Here is an 18,424-nt window from a genome sequence, read left to right as displayed (position 1 = left end):
TTTTGTAAATCGTAAATCGTAAATCGTAAATCGTAAATTATACTTATATTCCTAAAACGTCTTTCATAGTGAAAACGCCTTTTTTACCTATTAACCATTCTGCAGCTATGACCGAACCTAAAGCAAAGCCTTCTCTGCTATGAGCGGTATGTTTAATTTCTATTTGATCCACTTTGCTATCGTAAAAAACAGAATGAGTTCCAGGAATGTTTTCTATTCTTTTTGCGTCAATATAAATTTGATTCGCAGTTGGATTTTCTAATGTCCAATTAACATAATCTGTGTTTTCTATGATTCCATTTGCCAAACTTATTGCTGTTCCGCTTGGTGCATCTAATTTTTGTGTGTGATGAATTTCTTCCATTGAGACATTGTAGTCTTTAAGGTTTTTCATCATTTTCGCTAAATAATTATTTAGTTCGAAAAATATATTTACGCCTAAACTAAAGTTAGAAGCATAAATAAAACTTCCGTTTTTTGCTTGACACAATTGCACCATTTCATCATAATTTTCTAACCAACCTGTTGTTCCAGATATTATTGGAATATTTTGGTTTAAACATTTTGAAATATGATTAACAGCAGAACTTGGAACGCTAAAATCTATTGCAACATCTGCATTTGTAATACCATCAAAATTATCTGAACTACTTTTTCTTAAAACAATTTCATGACCACGTTCTAAAGCAATTTTTTCAATTACTTTTCCCATTTTACCATAACCTAATAATGCTATTTTCATTTTGATTAGTTGTTGTTTTAAATAAAATGTTACGAAATAAAATGTTAAAATTGATACGTCAACGTAAACCCTACATTTTGGTTAAATGTATACGGATTGGTGTGTAAATCTGGTTTTAATGATAAATCGTCATTTACGTTAAATTGCAATAAATGAGCGTCTACATTTGCTTCTACAATATTTAGAATGTACAAACCCGCAGTAATAAGTACGGATAAGTCTCTGTTTTTTTGATAGAATTTTTGTCCTCTAATGACGCTTTCAGTACTTAACTTTCCATAAGTAGGATCTGATGTGTCTATTGCGCCGCCATTGGCTAATCGTTTTTTGTATTCGTCACGGTATTGATTGTGTTTTTTATTATTGTCCATGATAAAATACACCCCAGCACCAATAGCACCGTAAACTATAGGAATTTTCCAATATTTTTTATTGTATGCCTGACCTAATCCTGGCAAAATTGCAGAATAAAAAGCTGCTTTTGCTGGCGATAATGGATTGATGTCGGATTTTACGATGTCTTTAGTTTCAATTTTTAATTCTCTCTTTTGAGCCACAGAAAATGTTGTGCCCAAAAACAGTAAAATAAATATGTAAAGAAACCGCTTCACTAATCGTTGATTAATTTCATAATTCGATTAAAATCTTCTTCAGAATGAAAAGGAATGGCTATTTTTCCTTTGCCATTTGCAGAAACACTGATATCTACTTTTGCACCAAAGAAGTTGGCAAAAGTTTTCTTTTGTTCAGTAGCAATTTCGAATGATTTTGTAGTAGCCGTTTTACTTGTTTTTGGTTTTAATCCTTCTTGATATTTTTTCACTAACGCTTCAGTATCTCTAACCGATAAGTTTTGAGTAACAACGGTGTGATAAATATCGCTTTGCGCTTCTTGGTTTTCAATATTTATTAATGCTCTACCATGTCCCATCGAAATAAATCCATCTCTCATTCCTGTTTGAATAATCGGATCTAATTTTAGCAAACGTAAATAATTAGTAATGGTTGAACGTTTTTTTCCCACACGCTCGCTCATTTCTTCCTGAGTTAAATTTACTTCTTCAATTAATCTTTGGTACGAAATGGCCACTTCAATTGGGTCCAAATCATGACGTTGAATGTTCTCAACTAAAGCCATAACAAGTGATTCGTTATCATTTGCTAATCTGATATAGGCAGGAATAGTAGAAAGGCCTAATAATTTTGAAGCACGTAATCTTCGTTCTCCAGAAATTAGTTGGTATTTGTTAAATTCTAATTTTCTAACAGTAATAGGTTGAATAACTCCAACTTCTTTAATGGATTTAGCTAATTCTTGAAGCGTATCTTCATTGAAATTAGTTCTTGGTTGAAACGGATTTATTTCAATAAAATTAATATCAAGTTCAATGATACTTCCTACAACTTTATCTGCATTTTTATCTTCTACAGACTTAATGTCGTTTGAAGGATCGCTTAAAAGTGCTGAAAGTCCTCTTCCTAACACAGGTTTTTTTACTGCTTTTGTCATTAGTTACTACTGTTTTTCTTGATAATTTCTTCTGCTAAATTTAAGTAATTTGCAGCTCCTTTGCTTGTTGCATCATAATTTATAATGCTTTCTCCAAAACTTGGTGCTTCACTTAATTTAATATTTCTTTGAATAATAGTCGAAAACACCATATTGTTAAAATGTTTTTGAACTTCTTCAACTACCTGATTTGATAATCGTAAACGGGTATCGTACATAGTTAAAAGTAATCCTTCAATATCTAAACTTGGATTATGAATTTTTTGTACACTTTTTATTGTGTTTAATAGTTTTCCTAAACCTTCTAATGCAAAATATTCACATTGAATAGGAATTACAACGCTATCTGCAGCGGTTAACGCATTTAACGTTAATAAACCTAAAGATGGTGCGCAGTCAATAATTATATAATCGTAATCCTCCTTAATTTCTTGTAAGGCTTGTTTTAGCATATATTCTCTATTGTCTTTGTCAACCAATTCAATTTCTATGGCAACTAAGTCAATATGTGCGGGTATAATCCAAACATTTGGAGCGCTTGTAGAAATCACACCTTCTTTTGCGGTATTGCTGTGTTCTATTATTTGATAAGTACCTATTTCAACACCTTCCACGTCAATTCCTAAACCAGAACTCGCATTTGCTTGCGGATCGGCATCAATTAAAAGCACCTTTTTTTCCAAAACACCTAATGCCGCGGCAAGATTTATCGAAGTTGTTGTTTTTCCTACCCCGCCCTTTTGATTGGCAATTGCAATGATTTTACCCATTTTTTCTTTTAAAATTTTAGAAGCGTAAAAATACAATTTTTTATGGTATAACCAACCCAATTTTATTAACAATACGTTAAAGTCTTTATTTCAGTATATCTTTGCTGTAAAAATTATTTTTTTTGTAAATTTGACAATTAAATATTTAAGAGTGGTAGAAGAAAAAGTTATTTTAGTTGATGCAAATGACAATCCAATTGGATTGATGAATAAGCTAGAAGCACACGAAAAAGCGGTTTTGCACAGAGCCTTTTCTGTTTTTATTTTAAATGATAAAAATGAGTTGATGTTGCAACAACGTGCGCATCATAAATACCATTCTCCTTTATTGTGGACCAATACTTGTTGTAGTCATCAACGAGAAAATGAAACAAATATTCAAGCTGGCACCAGACGACTTCGAGAGGAAATGGGTTTTGAAACAGAACTAAAAGAAATGTTCCATTTTATCTATAAAGCACCATTTGATAACGGGTTAACCGAACACGAATTAGATCATGTTATGCTTGGTTATTATAACGAAATGCCCGATATTAATAAAGATGAGGTAGAAAGTTGGAAATGGATGAAGATTGAAGAAGTAAAAAATGACATGATTGTAAATCCGAATCTTTATACGGTTTGGTTTAAAATAATATTTGAGGAATTTTATCATCATTTTGATGACAATAAATAAAAAAATGAAAGTAACAGTAAGCAGAAAAGCGCATTTTAATGCCGCACATAGGTTATATCGAAAAGATTGGTCTATGGAACAAAACGATGCCATTTTTGGTAAATGCAACAATCCAAGTTATCATGGGCACAACTACGAATTAATTGTAAGTGTTAAAGGTGAAATTGATCAAGAAACAGGTTTTGTAATTGATGTAAAAATTTTATCAGATTTAATAAAAGAACATATTGAAAATGCGTTTGATCATAAAAATTTGAATTTAGATGTTCCCGATTTTGAAAATTTAAATCCAACTGCCGAAAACATTTCAATTATTATTTGGCAAAAATTAAGAAATCACATTAATCTAAATTTAGATTTAGAAGTGGTTTTATATGAAACGCCTCGTAATTTTGTAACTTATAGAGGCGAATAAATGTTGTTTTATCCTTTACTTTTCGAACCCATTTTTAAAGAACGAATATGGGGTGGTACCAAACTAAAAGAAATATTAAATAAATCTTTTGATGGCAGCCAAATTGGCGAAAGCTGGGAATTATCAACCGTAGAAAATGATATTAGTGTTGTAGCCAATGGAGCATTTGAAGGATTGAATTTAAATCAATTAATTGAAAAATATCCAACAGAAGTTTTAGGCATAAAGACCATCCAATATTTCGGAAATAATTTTCCTTTACTTTTTAAATTTATTGATGCCAAAGAAGATTTGTCTATTCAAGTTCATCCTAATGATGCATTGGCAAAAGAGCGGCACAACTCTTTTGGTAAAACAGAAATGTGGTTTGTAATGCAAGCCGATGATAATGCAAGATTGGTTGTTGGATTTAAAGACAAAACAAATAAAAAAGAGTATCAAGAACATTTAGAAAATAAAACATTAGTTGCAGTTTTAAATGAAGCTCCTGTAAAAGTTGGCGATGCTTTTTTTCTGGAAACAGGAACTGTTCACGCCATTGGTGCTGGTGTTTTACTTGCAGAAATTCAACAAACAAGCGATATTACCTATCGATTATATGATTGGGATAGGGTAGATGCAAATGGAGTTGGTAGAGAATTACATACAGATTTAGCTCTTGATGCAATAAACTTTGAACCTACAAATACTAAATTAAACTACGATGCTGCTAAAAACAAGTCAGTTAATTTAGTAGAATGTCCGTTTTTTAACACCAATATTTTACAAATTTCAGAAAAATACAATTGGAAAAAAACGAAAGAATCGTTTACGGTTTTGATGTGTACAGAAGGAAGTTTCACTATTAATATGCTACGTTTTAAAGCTGAATTTAAAAAAGGAGATACTATATTAATTCCAGCTATAATAGATAGTTTTGATATAATTGGCGAAGCGTCTCTTTTGGAAATTACAATTTAATTAGCAGCGTATTGATATATTGTTTACTTTTGCATCATAATTTTTAAAAATAAGAAAATGGCAAGCGTTAAAAACTTGAAAAAAGAAATTAACTACGTTTTAGGAGATATCTTAAACATAGTATATATTTGGGAAATGACTTCTACAGGAAAACCAACTGAATCATCAGAGGCTTTAGTAGGAGATATTTACGATACATTTGATGCATTAATGGTAAAAGTAAACCAAAAAAATGTTGAAAATAAAAAAGCACATTACAAATTAGTAAAAGCTGAATTCGAAGTTGCTGCAAATCAATTTGTTGCAAAAGTGAACGAATTAAACTAAAAAAAATCGCAAAAAAAAAGATTATTTTTTTTGCAAATTAAATTATCAAGACTATATTTGCACTGCAAAATGAGTCGCCGGTGTAGCTCAGCTGGCTAGAGCAGCTGATTTGTAATCAGCAGGTCGTGGGTTCGAGTCCCTCCACTGGCTCAAAAAAAAGGCAATCGAAAGATTGCCTTTTTTTATTTGTATTTATTGAAGTTTAAAAAACCAAAATAGGTTATAAAAAAAATGCTTTCCTAAGAAAGCATTTTTGGTTTTAAATATCGTCAAAATCTATATCTGTGTAACTTTTTGAAGAAGTTGAAGTAGGCGCTTCAGAATTAGAGTATTCTGCACCATCAGATTCTTTTTTAAAATCTTTTTGATGTCTTTCTGAAATTACTTCTTCGCCCTTATGGTTAATTACATATTCGGTCATTTCGCTTAAAATTTCATTAAAAGAAGCAAAATCTTCTTTATATAAATAAATTTTATGTTTTTTAAAATGATACGAACCGTCTTCTTCAGTAAATTTTTTACTTTCAGTAATGGTAATGTAATAATCGTCTGCTTTTGTTGCTCTTACATCAAAGAAGTACGTTCTTCTTCCTGCTCTTAATACCTTAGAAAAAATGTCTTTTTCTACTAATTCTTTGTCATTCATAATCCTTCGTTCAATTATTAGTTGTTTTCGTGTTTCAAAAATCTAAAAAAAAACTTTATTAAACAATTTTTTTAAGCATTTTCTTTTTCAGAAAGTTGTTTTATGAATAAATCTTTATAAAAGCCTTCTTCAGATACAAGTTCATTGTGTGTGCCTTGCTGAACAATTTTTCCTTCATCTAAAATTATTATTTTATTTGCATTTTTAGCTGCAGATGCTCTATGTGTTACGATAATTGTTGTTTTGTCTTTGAAAATTAATTTAAAATTATTGATTATTTTTTCTTCAGTTTCTGTATCAACGGCGCTTAAACAATCATCTAAAATTAATATTGGTGCTTCTTTAATTATCGCTCTTGCAATTGAAACTCTTTGTTTTTGTCCACCTGATAATGTAATACCTCGTTCTCCTAAAATAGTGTCATATTTATTAGTAAACAATTGAATATTATCATCCACTACGGCCATTTTTGCTGCTTCAACAATTTCATCGTCAGTGGCATCTTCTTTTCCAAATTTTATATTGTTTTTAATTGAATCGGAAAACAAGAATGGATCTTGCGTAACAATACTCATACTTTTTCTCAAATGATATAAATCGTAATCTGCTAAATCTTTACCATCAATTTTAATTTTAGAAATTCCAGATACGTCGTGAATTCGAGTTAATAAAGATAATATGGTAGATTTTCCTGATCCTGTTTTCCCTAAAATCGCAATAGTTTCTCCTTTGTTTATTGTAAAGCTAACATCAGTTAGTGCTTTTATGTTCGTGTCGTCATAGGAATAACTTACATTTTCAAAAGTAATTTTTCCTTCAATTGGAGTGGTAATTGTTCCTATATTTTGAATTTCAGGTGTTTCTGTCAAAAATTCATTGATTCGTTTTTGTGATGCTTCTGCTTCTTGAACTAATGAAGATACCCAGCCAAATGAGGCAACTGGCCAAACTAACATTCCTATATATAATAAAAACTTTGCAATCACTCCAATGTCTTTAATTTCTCCATTAACATACATTTGCCCGCCTACAAAAATTACGATTAAATAACTTAATCCAATTAATAAAATCATTAGAGGTCCAAATAAAGCGTTTGTTTTGGCTAACGCTAAGTTTTTTTCTTTACTAATTTTAGATAATTTTATGAATTCATTATTTCTATCATTTTCTAAAGCATATGCTTTTATTACTCTAATACCTGAAAAAAATTCTTGTGTAAACGAAGAAAGCGTAGATAGATTTTCTTGATATTCGGTACTTTTTTTATTGATTCGTTTGCTTAAAACAAAAATACTATAGGATAAAATCGGTAGCGGAAGCAAGCAGTAAATGGTAAGTTTTACGTTTACTGCCGACATACTAATTATGATTGCAGCAAATCGAATTATTGTATTTATGGTATACATCACCGCTGGACCTACATACATTCTTACTTTACCAACATCTTCACTAATACGATTCATTAAATCGCCTGTTCTGTTTTTTTTGTAAAAATTTTGAGAAAGGTTTTGGTAATGATTGAATATTTCATTTTTCAAATCAAATTCTACAAATCGAGACATTACAATTAGGGTTTGACGCATTAAAAAGGTCAAAAATCCAGCAATTAAAGTGCAGAATATGATTAGTGCAATATTTTTAAAGAGTTCGTTTTTTAATATAACAGTGTCTTTGTTTTCCGATTTCAGAAAGGCTTCAATTAAGGAAATTGATTTTCCAACTAATTCCGGAGTGTATAATGCAAATATTTGCGCTACAATAGTAATGACAATTCCAAATAAAAAGCGGAATTTGTATTTTATGAAATATTTATTTAAATATTGTAATTCTTTCATTTAAAGTAATGTAATTAAAAGTAATTTTAATTTTGTTAGTTAATTTATGGTTTTTTCTATTTTATGTTTAAAGCCCGTAATTATTGTATTCGTAAAAATAAAATAAAATACGAGAATTTTATATAATTTATACCTATTTTTGCGACTTATTATTGACAAATAATCAAATATACTCATGACAACAGATATTATAAATTCAAACGAACTACATAAAGTAGATCCTGTTTTTGGTCAAATTTCTTTTGACGGACACGAACAAGTTGTTTTTTGTAATGACAAAGATACAGGATTAAAAGCAATAATAGGAATTCATAATACCGTTCTTGGACCTGCACTTGGAGGTACCAGAATGTGGAAATATGCAAACGAGTGGGAAGCTTTAAATGATGTGTTGCGATTATCTCGCGGTATGTCTTTTAAATCTTCTATTTCTGGATTGAATTTAGGTGGTGGAAAAGCAGTTATTATTGGGGATGCCAAAACTGAAAAAACACCTGAATTGATGAGAAAATTCGGAGAATATGTAAATTCTTTATCAGGAAAATATATTACAGCTGAAGATGTTGGAATGGAAACTAAAGATATGGATACGGTAAGAGAAGTAACGCCTTATGTTACTGGAATTTCTGAAAGTAAAGGCGGCTCTGGAAATCCTTCTCCAATCACAGCATATGGAGTTTTTATGGGAATGAAAGCGGCAGCTAAACACAAATTTGGCGTAGATACTTTAGCTGGAAAGAGCGTTTTAGTACAAGGAATTGGACATGTTGGAGAAGTTTTAGTACAACATTTAACGAATGAAGGTGCTATTGTAACTATTTCTGACATTAATGAAAATAGATTACACGAAGTGGGTTCAAAATACGGCGCTAAAATTTTTAGTGGAAACGATTTATACAGTTTAGATGTTGATATTTATGCACCATGTGCTTTAGGTGCAACTATTAACGATGAAACCATTAGCAAAATTCAAGCAAAAGTAATTGCTGGGGCGGCTAATAATCAACTTGCTAATGAATTGATTCATGGAAAATTATTGAAAGAAAAAGGAATTTTATATGCTCCTGATTTCTTAATAAATGCAGGTGGTGTAATTAATGTGTATTCTGAGTTGGCAAATTTAACATCTGCTCAAGTTATGGAAAAAACAGAAAATATTTATAACACTGCAATGGATATCTTTACCTTATCAGATGTTCAAAATATTACAACACATCAAGCGGCATTAAATATTGCTCAAAAAAGAATTGATGACAGAAAAAAAGAATTACAAAACAAATAATTCTTTAAAATAAAAAATTGTAAATTTGTCCCGAAATAAAACAATAATTATTTCGGGATAATTTTTTTAAAGTTCTTAGCCATGCTTAACAGAAGACATTTTAGAGTAAAAGTGATGCAAACCATCTATGCAATGCATCGTCACGAATCGGATTCATTAGATAAAGAGGAAAAATTTTTATTACAAAGTATTGAAAATTCTCAAGATTTATATTTAGTTATGCTTTCTATTTTCAATGAATTACAACTCAAAGAAAAAGCATATTTAGAATTAGCTTCTAAAAAACATTTGGCTACAAAAGAAGAACAAAATCCTAACTTTAAGTTTGTAAATAATAGCTTTTTTAAAATTTTAGAAAATCACACTGCCTTTTATGATAAATTAGAAGAAAGAAAAATTGACAATTGGAAACGTAATGACGATTGTATTATTTTCCTTTTAGAAGCAATTAAAACTTCGGATGTATACAAACGATATATGGCAGTTGAAACCTCAGAATTTAAGAAAGATGTTTTCTTTATATATGATGTTTTTAATGAGATTATTGCACCAAACGAAAAACTTTACGATTATTTAGAAGATTATAAAATTACATGGGTTGATGATATTCCTGTAATTAACACCTTACTTTCTAAGCAAATTAAGTCGATAAAAAGTTTCGATGATTCTTTAGAGTTGCCAGTTGTTTTTAAAGATTTAGATGACAAAGAATTTGTAAGAAATTTATTTAGAAAAACAGTTTTAAATGAATTGGAATTTGCAGCCACATTTGAAAATAAAACGCCAAATTGGGATAAGGAACGTATTGCAGAATTGGATACTATTATACTTAAAATGGCTATTTGCGAATTGTTAAAATTTCCATCAATTCCTGTAAAAGTTACTTTAAATGAATATTTAGAAATTGCTAAAGAATATTCTACACCAAAAAGCAGTATATTTATCAACGGAATTTTAGATAATTTAGTAAAAGATTTTCAAGCCGAAGATAAAATTAAAAAAACAGGTAGAGGATTATTATAAATTAATTATTATGAAAAAAACAATTAGAATTTTTGTAATAGCTTCATTGCTAATTACTTGGTCTTGTAAAAAAGAGTTGACTCCAGAAGAAAATTTGATGCTTAGTTTACAAAAGAATGCTGATGCGCCAAAAACGAAAGTAACATTTGATAAAATGGTTCACGATTTTGGTGAAATTAAACAAGGTGAAGTTGTGTCTACTACATTTACTATTAAGAATATAGGAGACAATGATTTGTATGTTATAGAGGCACACGGTTCTTGTGGCTGTACCGTTCCTGAAGTTACAAAAGAAGCTATAGAACCTGGAGAATCAGCTCCAATTGATGTAAAATTCGATTCTAACGGAAAGTCTGGCGAAGTTACAAAATCAGTATTGATTACGTGTAATACAGCAAAAATTGTTGAAACTATTAATATAAAAGCAAGTATTAAAACTAAATAAAAACGATATGAATCCAATGTTAATTGCACAGTTGGTATTAATGATAGGAGTATTTTACTTCTTAATCATTATGCCGAAAAACAAAAAAATTAAATTAGAAAAACAATTTTTAACCGATTTAAAAACAGGCGATAAAATTATTACAATTGCCGGAATTCATGGTAAAGTTTCTGAAATTGCTGAAACTACAATTGTTATGGAAACCATGTCGGGGAAATTAAAAATTGAAAAAAGTTCAATTTCTGCTGAAATGAGTTTAAAATTAAACGAGAAGAAATAATATTTTGAATTCCAAAAAATTAAATTCCAAATTCTAAACTGAAAAAACAGTGGAATTTGGAATTTTTGTATAAAGTGTATTTTGTCATTCTGAACTTGTTTCAGAATCTTTTCTTTTCTGTTATTTCTTATTCTGAATCGCGTTTAATTCTGCAATTTTCACAATTACTTCAACAGCTTTTTGCATACTTTCTACAGGAACATATTCGTATTTACCGTGAAAATTGTGACCGCCAGCAAAAATATTCGGACAAGGTAATCCCATAAATGATAAACGCGAACCATCAGTTCCGCCTCGTATTGGCTTTATTAAAGGTTTGATGTTTAGTTCTTTCATAGCTTGTTCGGCAAGTTTTACAATATGCATTACGGGTTCTACTTTTTCACGCATATTATAATATTGGTCTTTTATTTCTAAAACAGCAATGTCTTCGCCAAATTGTTTTTGGTATTTTTTATTAATTTTAGCAACTACTTCTTCAACATAAACCTTTCGTTTTTCAAATTTCTTACGATTATGATCTCTTATAATCAATTGCACTAAAGTATCTTCTATACTCCCTTGAATATTTGTAACGTGATAAAACCCTTCGTAATTTTTAGTCGTCTCAGGAGTCTCATCTTTCGGCAATTTTGAAATAAATTTATTTGCTAAAAGCATCGAATTGATCATTTTTCCTTTCGCATAACCTGGATGTACGCTTTTTCCTTTAAAAGTTATTTTTACTCCAGCTGCATTAAAATTTTCATACTCTAATTCGCCAATTTGACTTCCGTCCATCGTATATGCCCAATCTGCACCAAATTTTTCTACATCAAAGTGGTCTGCGCCACGTCCAATTTCTTCATCTGGTGTAAAACATACTTTTAATGCTCCGTGTTTAATTTCTGGATGTTGCACTAAATATTCCATTGCAGTCATAATTTCTGTAATTCCTGCTTTGTCATCTGCACCAAGTAGCGTAGTACCGTCAGTAGTAATTAAAGTTTGACCTTTATATTGTAATAAATCTTTAAAGTAAGAAGGCGATAAAATGATGTTTTTTTCGGCATTTAAAACAATATCGCCACCATCATAATTTTTAATAATTTGTGGTTTTACATCTTTTCCAGTAAAATCTGGAGTAGTGTCAAAATGCGAAACAAACCCAATTGTAGGCACTTCGTAATCTAAATTACTTGGTAAAGTTGCCATTACATAGGATTTGTCGTCAATTGAAACATCCGACAAACCTATTTGTTTTAACTCTTCAACTAATTTATTGGCTAAATCCCATTGTTTAGCTGTACTTGGTGTAGTGTTTGATTCTGGATCCGATTCTGTATCTATAGTAACGTATCCTATAAAACGATCGATTATATGTTGCATCTGTTATGTTTTTATAGTGATGCAAATATAAATGTTTATGTTTAAAAGTTTAAAAGTTTAGAAGGTTTATTTGAGAATTCGTATAGAAATTCTATAGCTAAATATTAATTTGTAAAATTATAAGTAATTGTTCCCACTTGTTTCTCAGCAGCTGAATCACTTGCTGACCATTTTGTTTTTCGAGCAAAGTTTTTAGCTAATGCAATTAAGCAAGCATCTCCTGTTGTACCTCTACCATTTGATACTCCAATAGTATTACCAGCTTTATCTACTGTAACCTCAATTACTACTTTTCCGAAAGAATTACATTCGTTATCAACTGCAGGTTTATTAATATTTCTTCTTCCAGCTAAACTATAATTGGCACCACCTGCGCCACCACTTCCATTTCCGCCGCCAGACCCTGAGCCATTTCCTGCTCCAGTTCCCGTGCCGTTTCCTGTTCCATTTCCGCCGCCTGTTCCACCCCCTGAACCGCCACTTCCATAATATCCGTTCGAATTGGAATTCCCATTAGCCGAGCCTTGATTTCCACTTGTACTACTATTTCCATCACCACCTTTGTTTTTGCCTTTAATCATATTGCTCAAAGCGCTATTAGGTTTTTTTACAGGCGCTTTTGGAGTTTCTACTGGTTTTGTTTCGGTAGGTTTTTTATCTTTAGGTTTGATTTTAGATTTTGGTGGAGTAGGTACATCGGCACCTGTATTATCTTGGGTTAATATATCTTCAGGAGTAGATTCTTCAGGTTCTGAATCCACGTCTTTCATATTCACTTCTAAGGTTTCATTTAAATAATCATCACCTTTTCCAAAATCGGTATTGCCATAATTTAGAGTAACGCCACCGCCACCGCCACCTTGTGCGATTAACATTTCGGTTTTTCCATATGGAGGCCAAAATCGTACAAATAATAATAAAAGTACAATGCAGACTACTGAATGTGTAGTAATTACAATGGATTTATTTGAATCAGAAAGAGTTGATTTCTTTAGAAAATGAATTAACAACCAAATTGAACCAATTAATAAAACAAGTAAAAGCAAGGTAAAATAGCCGTGCTCGTATAGTGTTTTAAATAAATTTATAATTGATCTCATTTTTGGTTTTTTGTAATAACGATTAAAAGTAATAAAAATTGTTGAAACAAAAAAACTAGGTTCAAAATAGTTTAAACCTAGTTTTAATAGTTAAAGTATTTTTAATTTTATACCAATTGTTTTAGAGCAATTTCATAAGCTCTAGCGCTAATATTTGTTTTGCTAGAATTTACATCAAATGTTTTTTGAATAGCTTTTCCAATAATTTCAGAAGCATCATTAAAAATAGCTTCATCTGTCATTTGTACTTTTTTCTCCATAAAGTAAGCGAAAACTCTTGCCATTCCACAGTTTGAAATGAAATCTGGAATTAAACTTACTTTATTGTCAGTTTCTTCCATAATTGGTCCGTAGAATATTTCTTTATCGGCAAAAGGAACATTTGCACCACAAGAAATCACTTCTAAACCATTTGTTATCATATTTTCTACATTGTCTTTAGAAACAATTCTTGAAGCGGCACACGGAGCAAAAATTTGTGCACCAATTTTCCAAATTTTATCATTGATTTCAGCAAAATGAATCATTTGGTCAGAAACTAATTTGTTGCCATCTTTATTTCTGAATAATTCTGTGATTTCTTCAAATGTAAATCCGTTTTCGTTAATAACACCGCCATCTCTGTCAATAATCCCAACGACTTTTGCACCCATTTTGGCTAAATAAAAAGCGGCGGCAGAACCTACATTTCCAAAACCTTGTACAATGGCTTTTTTGCCAACAACGCTTCCGCCATAAATTCCATAAAAATGCTTTACAGCTTCTGCTACTCCGTAACCTGTAATCATATCGGCTACAGTATATTTTTTAGATAAATCTGGAGTAAATTCTCCATTTTCAATTACTTTGATTACACCTTGACGCAATTGTCCGATTCTATTGATTTTGTCTGCTTCACTTGGTTTGAAATGTCCGTTGAAAACACCTTCTTGCGGATGCCAAACACCACATTCTTCTGTCATTGGTATTACTTCGTGAATTTCATCTACATTTAAATCGCCACCTGTTCCGTAATAATTTTTTAACAAAGGAGAAACCGCTTTATACCAACGTTCTAAAACGCCTTTTTTCCGAGGATCTGCTGGATCGAAATTAATTCCAGATTTAGCACCACCAATGGCAGGACCAGAAACTGAAAATTTTACTTCCATCGTTTTTGCTAAAGAAAGTACTTCGTTTTGATCTAATCCTTTTCTCATTCGCGTTCCACCACCTGCGGCACCACCACGTAATGAATTTATTACTGTCCAACCTTCTGCTTCCGTTTCAGGATCTTTCCAGTTAAATACTATTTCAGGTTCTTTGTTTTCGAATTTATGTAGTAAATCTTTCATTTTTTGATTTTAGGGTTTGATTTATTTTGCAAATATAATTGTAAAAAATGATTGCGGAAAATTATTAGTTAAAATACTTCTCCTGAGCTATGATTTTGTTTAGCACCTGTTACACTTGCTAAAACATTAACTTCATTTCGTAATTTTAAAACACCAAGTAAAGCAAAAATTAAAGCTTCTTTAAATTTTATGGTTTTTTCATCAGGAATTATGATTTCAGTTTTTGGCACGTGATTTTTGATTCTGTCGATTAGAAAATCGTTATAAACTCCTCCGCCAGAAATTAATAGTTTTCCAGTTTTTGTCTGTAATATCTTACCAATTTGAAAGGCAATATGTTCAGTAAATGTTCGCATTTTGTCTTCAGTTGAAATGGGATAATTTTCTAAAATAGGTAAAACAATTTCTTGTACAAATTCAAAACCTAATGATTTCGGATATGGTTTTTGATAAAATTCTAACGTATTCAATTCATCAAATAATGCGGCACTTATATTCCCAGATTCTGAAATTTTACCTTTATCGTCATATTCTAATCCGAACGTATTCGCATAAAAATTTAAAACGGTATTTACAGGTGAAATGTCAAAAGCAATTCGTTCGTTATTTTCTTCAAAAGAAATATTTGAAAAGCCACCTAAATTTAAACAATAATCGAATTCAGAAAATAAAATTTTATCGCCAATTGGGACTAAAGGAGCACCTTGTCCACCAAAAAGCACATCTTGAACTCTAAAATTACAAACTACTTTTTGATTTGTAATTTTTGCGATTTCTGGTAAATTACCAATTTGAAGCGTGAAGCCATTTTGTGGTTGATGTAAAATAGTATGTCCGTGTGAACAAACCGCATCAAGATTTGAAATGTTGTTTTTGGCTATGAATTCAGAAATAATATTTCCTAATAAATTCGTGTATTCAATATTTAACTCTGAAAGCTCAATGCTACTTAAATGAATTCCATTTTTTAGTTTTAAAATCATTTCATTAGAATACGAAATAGTGTCACATTCAAATATTTGATAGGACCATTTTCCATCATTTATTTCAAAATTAATATGTGCCAAATCCACTCCATCTAATGAAGTACCTGACATTACGCCGATAACGTTATAGTTGTGCTTAAACATGGGTTAAAAATACAATTTCTTATTGAAAATTTCATATTATTTACCTACATTTGAGCGAAATTTTTATGATATATTCAATTAACTTATAGTAAAATAATGGATTTTAAATTAAATGAAGAACAATTAATGATTCAACAAGCGGCTAAAGATTTTGCTGTTACAGAATTATTACCTGGTGTTATTGAAAGAGATGAACATTCTAAATTTCCGACTGAGCAAGTTAAAAAAATGGCGGAACTTGGTTTTATGGGAATGATGGTAGATCCTAAATACGGTGGCGCCGGTTTAGATAGTGTTTCTTATGTATTAGCCATGGAAGAAATTGCTAAAGTAGATGCCTCTGCAGCAGTTATTATGTCGGTAAATAACTCATTAGTTTGTGCTGGTTTAGAAAAATATGGTTCGGAAGAACAAAAAATAAAATATTTAACGCCTTTAGCTAAAGGCGACGTAATTGGTGCTTTTTGTTTGTCTGAGCCAGAAGCGGGTTCTGATGCAACTTCACAAAAAACAACTGCAATTGACATGGGTGACCATTATTTATTAAATGGTACTAAAAATTGGATTACAAATGGAGGTACAGCTTCTACATATTTAGTTATTGCGCAAACAGACGTTTCAAAAGGACATAAAGGAATTAATGTTTTAATTGTAGAAAAAGGGATGCCTGGTTTTGAAGTTGGTCCGAAAGAAAAGAAAATGGGAATTCGTGGTTCGGATACGCATACATTGTTATTTAATGATGTAAAAGTTCCAAAAGAAAACAGAATTGGTGAAGACGGTTTTGGTTTTGCCTTTGCCATGTCAACTTTAAATGGAGGAAGAATCGGAATAGCTTCTCAAGCATTAGGAATCGCTCAAGGTGCTTATGAATTAGCGTTGAAATATTCTCAAGAGCGAGTGGCATTTAAAAAACCAATTTTTCAACATCAAGCCATTGCTTTTAAATTAGCTGATATGCATGTGAAAATTACATGTGCAAGATTGTTAATTCATAAGGCAGCAGCTGAAAAAGATTTAGGTGAAGATATTGCGCATTCAGGTGCAATGGCTAAATTATATGCTTCTGAAATTGCTTTAGAAGTAGCTAATGAAGCGGTACAAATTCATGGTGGTAACGGATATGTTAGTGAGTACCATGTAGAACGTATGATGCGTGATTCTAAAATCACACAAATTTATGAAGGTACTTCAGAGATTCAAAGAATTGTAATTTCAAGAGGTTTGGTATCGTAATATTCAAATATGATTATAATAAAAACGGCAGCCAATTGGTTGCCTTTTTTATTATAGTAATTCTAGCGTTCTTTCTAAACTCATTCCGCGAGAACCCTTTATCAGTAGAAAACTATTTTCTGTTTTTTGATTTGTGAAATTTGCTTGAAAAGATTCAAATGTGTCGTGAAAATGCATATTTGAATTTAAATTTTTAAGAGTAAAAAAATCTTTTCCAATAAAATAAAACATAATTTCTGTTTGATTTATACAAAAGTCAATTAGTTTTTTGTGTTCTTCGGAACTTTCTGTACCTAACTCAAACATATCTCCTAAAATAGCCATTTTATTTTTCTCTTCTAGTTGAAAGAAATTGGTTAACGCTGCAGCCATACTACTCGGATTGGCATTGTATGCATCGAGGATTATTTTATTTGAATTTTTTTCTATTAATTGAGAACGATTATTATTTGGAATGTAGTTTTCTATTCCAAATTTTATTTTTTCATTTGAAACGCCAAAATGTTTACCAATAGTTATGGCTGCATTAATGTTGTTCGCATTATATAATCCTATTAAATGCGATTGAATAATGGTGTTATCAAACTCAATTTTTACCATTGGATTGGTTTCTATGTTAGAAATCGAAACGAAATTTTCTGGAGTATTTAATCCAAAAGTAATGCTACTGATGTTTTTCGTTTTATCATTTTGAATGGCATCATCAGTGTTTACAAATGCTGTTTTTTGGTTCGCAAAAAGAAATTCGTACAATTCACTTTTGCCTTTAATAACGCCTTCAGTTCCTCCGAAACCCTCTAAATGGGCTTTTCCAAAATTGGTGATATATCCATAATCGGGTTGACAAATATCGCAAAGTATTTCAATTTCTTTTTGATGGTTGGCACCCATTTCTACAATGCCTATTTCTGTATTAGTATCAAAAGACAAAAGTGTTAAGGGAACGCCAATGTGATTGTTTAAATTTCCAATGGTTGCTTTGGTGTTGTATTTTTGAGAAAGTACAGTGTGAATAAGTTCTTTTGTAGTTGTTTTTCCATTACTTCCCGTTAATCCAATTATGGTAATATTAAGTTGATTCCTGTGGTAATTTGCTAATTGCTGTAGGGTTGCTAATGCATTTTTTACTAAAATGAAACGGTCGTCAATTTTATATTCAACTTCATCTATTATAGCAAATTTAGCACCGTTTTCAAGAGCACTTAACGCAAATTTGTTTCCGTTAAAGTTGTCGCCTTTGAGCGCTACAAACATATTGTTTGCGTTGATTTTTCTATTATCTGTTGCAATACCGCTTGATTGCAAAAAGTAGTTGTAAATTGTCGCTATTTCCATACTGCTAAAA

The 18,424-nt window shown here is 30.9% G+C and carries 20 protein-coding genes and 1 tRNA gene; 10 read left to right on the top strand and 11 right to left on the bottom strand.

What is annotated here, in order from left to right:
• Positions 1-43 precede the first annotated feature (43 nt).
• Genes dapB through ACIQ16_RS05360 form a run of 4 tightly spaced genes read right to left on the bottom strand, consistent with a single transcriptional unit; the run spans position 44 to position 3,022 of the window.
• The gene (dapB, locus tag ACIQ16_RS05375; protein WP_396149371.1) at positions 44-742 is read right to left on the bottom strand and encodes a 4-hydroxy-tetrahydrodipicolinate reductase; all 699 of its coding nucleotides are present in this window, start codon (positions 740-742) and stop codon (positions 44-46) included.
• A 44-nt stretch (positions 743-786) separates the two neighbouring features.
• The gene (locus ACIQ16_RS05370; protein WP_396149370.1) at positions 787-1,299 is read right to left on the bottom strand and encodes a DUF5683 domain-containing protein; all 513 of its coding nucleotides are present in this window, start codon (positions 1,297-1,299) and stop codon (positions 787-789) included.
• 53 nt (positions 1,300-1,352) lie between these two features.
• Entirely contained in the window at positions 1,353-2,252 is a 900-nt protein-coding gene (locus ACIQ16_RS05365; RefSeq protein ID WP_396149368.1) for a ParB/RepB/Spo0J family partition protein, read from the bottom strand.
• Positions 2,252-3,022: an AAA family ATPase gene (locus tag ACIQ16_RS05360; protein ID WP_353079719.1), complete on the bottom strand. Its 771-nt coding sequence runs from the start codon at positions 3,020-3,022 to the stop codon at positions 2,252-2,254. The genes ACIQ16_RS05365 and ACIQ16_RS05360 overlap by 1 nt, the downstream gene beginning before the upstream one ends.
• A gap of 151 nt (positions 3,023-3,173) precedes the next feature.
• On the opposite strand from ACIQ16_RS05360, the gene idi reads away from it, so the two are divergent.
• The 5 genes from idi to ACIQ16_RS05335 all read left to right on the top strand — a co-directional run bounded on the left by idi (position 3,174) and on the right by ACIQ16_RS05335 (position 5,550).
• On the top strand, positions 3,174-3,698 hold the full coding sequence (gene idi / locus ACIQ16_RS05355) for an isopentenyl-diphosphate Delta-isomerase (protein ID WP_396149425.1): 525 nt from the start codon (positions 3,174-3,176) through the stop codon (positions 3,696-3,698).
• A gap of 4 nt (positions 3,699-3,702) precedes the next feature.
• Positions 3,703-4,113: a 6-pyruvoyl trahydropterin synthase family protein gene (locus tag ACIQ16_RS05350; protein WP_396149366.1), complete on the top strand. Its 411-nt coding sequence runs from the start codon at positions 3,703-3,705 to the stop codon at positions 4,111-4,113.
• Positions 4,114-5,073, top strand: a complete 960-nt coding sequence (locus tag ACIQ16_RS05345; RefSeq protein WP_396149364.1) for a type I phosphomannose isomerase catalytic subunit — start codon at positions 4,114-4,116, stop codon at positions 5,071-5,073. It begins immediately after the preceding gene.
• A gap of 57 nt (positions 5,074-5,130) precedes the next feature.
• Positions 5,131-5,400 carry a hypothetical protein gene (locus ACIQ16_RS05340; protein WP_353077329.1) on the top strand — a complete coding sequence of 90 codons (270 nt, stop codon included), beginning with the start codon at positions 5,131-5,133 and terminating at the stop codon, positions 5,398-5,400.
• A 76-nt stretch (positions 5,401-5,476) separates the two neighbouring features.
• A tRNA-Thr gene (locus tag ACIQ16_RS05335) sits at positions 5,477-5,550 on the top strand.
• 109 nt (positions 5,551-5,659) lie between these two features.
• Here ACIQ16_RS05335 and ACIQ16_RS05330 read toward each other — a convergent pair.
• Positions 5,660-6,046 carry a PUR family DNA/RNA-binding protein gene (locus tag ACIQ16_RS05330; protein WP_396149362.1) on the bottom strand — a complete coding sequence of 129 codons (387 nt, stop codon included), beginning with the start codon at positions 6,044-6,046 and terminating at the stop codon, positions 5,660-5,662.
• Between the two features lie 71 nt (positions 6,047-6,117).
• Positions 6,118-7,881: an ABC transporter ATP-binding protein gene (locus tag ACIQ16_RS05325; protein ID WP_396149360.1), complete on the bottom strand. Its 1,764-nt coding sequence runs from the start codon at positions 7,879-7,881 to the stop codon at positions 6,118-6,120.
• Positions 7,882-8,056: 175 nt separating this feature from the next.
• Between ACIQ16_RS05325 and ACIQ16_RS05320 the strand changes: the two genes are divergently transcribed.
• The 4 genes from ACIQ16_RS05320 to yajC all read left to right on the top strand — a co-directional run bounded on the left by ACIQ16_RS05320 (position 8,057) and on the right by yajC (position 10,911).
• On the top strand, positions 8,057-9,163 hold the full coding sequence (locus ACIQ16_RS05320) for a Glu/Leu/Phe/Val dehydrogenase (protein ID WP_396149358.1): 1,107 nt from the start codon (positions 8,057-8,059) through the stop codon (positions 9,161-9,163).
• A gap of 81 nt (positions 9,164-9,244) precedes the next feature.
• A complete protein-coding gene (gene nusB / locus ACIQ16_RS05315) occupies positions 9,245-10,186 on the top strand; it encodes a transcription antitermination factor NusB (protein WP_396149356.1) in 942 nt (313 codons plus the stop codon).
• Between the two features lie 10 nt (positions 10,187-10,196).
• Entirely contained in the window at positions 10,197-10,631 is a 435-nt protein-coding gene (locus tag ACIQ16_RS05310) for a DUF1573 domain-containing protein (RefSeq protein ID WP_396149354.1), read from the top strand.
• Between the two features lie 7 nt (positions 10,632-10,638).
• The gene (yajC, locus tag ACIQ16_RS05305) at positions 10,639-10,911 is read left to right on the top strand and encodes a preprotein translocase subunit YajC (RefSeq protein ID WP_291242194.1); all 273 of its coding nucleotides are present in this window, start codon (positions 10,639-10,641) and stop codon (positions 10,909-10,911) included.
• A gap of 120 nt (positions 10,912-11,031) precedes the next feature.
• On the opposite strand, the gene pepT is transcribed toward yajC, so the two are convergent.
• From pepT to ACIQ16_RS05285, 4 genes are all read right to left on the bottom strand, one after another.
• On the bottom strand, positions 11,032-12,279 hold the full coding sequence (pepT, locus tag ACIQ16_RS05300; RefSeq protein WP_396149352.1) for a peptidase T: 1,248 nt from the start codon (positions 12,277-12,279) through the stop codon (positions 11,032-11,034).
• 104 nt (positions 12,280-12,383) lie between these two features.
• The gene (locus tag ACIQ16_RS05295) at positions 12,384-13,379 is read right to left on the bottom strand and encodes an energy transducer TonB (protein WP_396149350.1); all 996 of its coding nucleotides are present in this window, start codon (positions 13,377-13,379) and stop codon (positions 12,384-12,386) included.
• Positions 13,380-13,486: 107 nt separating this feature from the next.
• Positions 13,487-14,713, bottom strand: coding sequence for a Glu/Leu/Phe/Val dehydrogenase dimerization domain-containing protein (locus ACIQ16_RS05290; RefSeq protein ID WP_396149348.1), 1,227 nt, complete (start codon positions 14,711-14,713; stop codon positions 13,487-13,489).
• Positions 14,714-14,781: 68 nt separating this feature from the next.
• Positions 14,782-15,843, bottom strand: a complete 1,062-nt coding sequence (locus tag ACIQ16_RS05285; RefSeq protein ID WP_396149346.1) for an anhydro-N-acetylmuramic acid kinase — start codon at positions 15,841-15,843, stop codon at positions 14,782-14,784.
• Between the two features lie 96 nt (positions 15,844-15,939).
• Between ACIQ16_RS05285 and ACIQ16_RS05280 the strand changes: the two genes are divergently transcribed.
• Positions 15,940-17,079 (top strand): acyl-CoA dehydrogenase, encoded by a 1,140-nt coding sequence (locus ACIQ16_RS05280; RefSeq protein WP_396149344.1) that lies wholly within the window; start codon positions 15,940-15,942, stop codon positions 17,077-17,079.
• Positions 17,080-17,130: 51 nt separating this feature from the next.
• On the opposite strand, the gene murF is transcribed toward ACIQ16_RS05280, so the two are convergent.
• On the bottom strand, positions 17,131-18,414 hold the full coding sequence (gene murF, locus ACIQ16_RS05275) for a UDP-N-acetylmuramoyl-tripeptide--D-alanyl-D-alanine ligase (RefSeq protein WP_396149341.1): 1,284 nt from the start codon (positions 18,412-18,414) through the stop codon (positions 17,131-17,133).
• Positions 18,415-18,424: the final 10 nt, after the last annotated feature.

The organism is Flavobacterium sp., assembly GCF_044360715.1.
Lineage (GTDB): Bacteria > Bacteroidota > Bacteroidia > Flavobacteriales > Flavobacteriaceae > Flavobacterium.
The sequence above is the reverse complement of the archived record's forward strand: the minus strand, read 5'-3'. Positions and strand labels throughout refer to the sequence as shown.

What these genes read in the sequence shown, in the direction of transcription:
- dapB (WP_396149371.1), bottom strand. Translation starts at nt 742, where the DNA reads ATGAAAATAGCATTATTAGGTTATGGTAAAATGGGAAAAGTAATTGAA.
- ACIQ16_RS05365 (WP_396149368.1), bottom strand. Translation starts at nt 2,252, where the DNA reads ATGACAAAAGCAGTAAAAAAACCTGTGTTAGGAAGAGGACTTTCAGCA.
- ACIQ16_RS05360 (WP_353079719.1), bottom strand. Translation starts at nt 3,022, where the DNA reads ATGGGTAAAATCATTGCAATTGCCAATCAAAAGGGCGGGGTAGGAAAA.
- ACIQ16_RS05350 (WP_396149366.1), top strand. Translation starts at nt 3,703, where the DNA reads ATGAAAGTAACAGTAAGCAGAAAAGCGCATTTTAATGCCGCACATAGG.
- ACIQ16_RS05345 (WP_396149364.1), top strand. Translation starts at nt 4,114, where the DNA reads ATGTTGTTTTATCCTTTACTTTTCGAACCCATTTTTAAAGAACGAATA.
- ACIQ16_RS05340 (WP_353077329.1), top strand. Translation starts at nt 5,131, where the DNA reads ATGGCAAGCGTTAAAAACTTGAAAAAAGAAATTAACTACGTTTTAGGA.
- ACIQ16_RS05330 (WP_396149362.1), bottom strand. Translation starts at nt 6,046, where the DNA reads ATGAATGACAAAGAATTAGTAGAAAAAGACATTTTTTCTAAGGTATTA.
- ACIQ16_RS05325 (WP_396149360.1), bottom strand. Translation starts at nt 7,881, where the DNA reads ATGAAAGAATTACAATATTTAAATAAATATTTCATAAAATACAAATTC.
- ACIQ16_RS05320 (WP_396149358.1), top strand. Translation starts at nt 8,057, where the DNA reads ATGACAACAGATATTATAAATTCAAACGAACTACATAAAGTAGATCCT.
- nusB (WP_396149356.1), top strand. Translation starts at nt 9,245, where the DNA reads ATGCTTAACAGAAGACATTTTAGAGTAAAAGTGATGCAAACCATCTAT.
- ACIQ16_RS05310 (WP_396149354.1), top strand. Translation starts at nt 10,197, where the DNA reads ATGAAAAAAACAATTAGAATTTTTGTAATAGCTTCATTGCTAATTACT.
- yajC (WP_291242194.1), top strand. Translation starts at nt 10,639, where the DNA reads ATGAATCCAATGTTAATTGCACAGTTGGTATTAATGATAGGAGTATTT.
- pepT (WP_396149352.1), bottom strand. Translation starts at nt 12,279, where the DNA reads ATGCAACATATAATCGATCGTTTTATAGGATACGTTACTATAGATACA.
- ACIQ16_RS05295 (WP_396149350.1), bottom strand. Translation starts at nt 13,379, where the DNA reads ATGAGATCAATTATAAATTTATTTAAAACACTATACGAGCACGGCTAT.
- ACIQ16_RS05290 (WP_396149348.1), bottom strand. Translation starts at nt 14,713, where the DNA reads ATGAAAGATTTACTACATAAATTCGAAAACAAAGAACCTGAAATAGTA.
- ACIQ16_RS05285 (WP_396149346.1), bottom strand. Translation starts at nt 15,843, where the DNA reads ATGTTTAAGCACAACTATAACGTTATCGGCGTAATGTCAGGTACTTCA.
- ACIQ16_RS05280 (WP_396149344.1), top strand. Translation starts at nt 15,940, where the DNA reads ATGGATTTTAAATTAAATGAAGAACAATTAATGATTCAACAAGCGGCT.
- murF (WP_396149341.1), bottom strand. Translation starts at nt 18,414, where the DNA reads ATGGAAATAGCGACAATTTACAACTACTTTTTGCAATCAAGCGGTATT.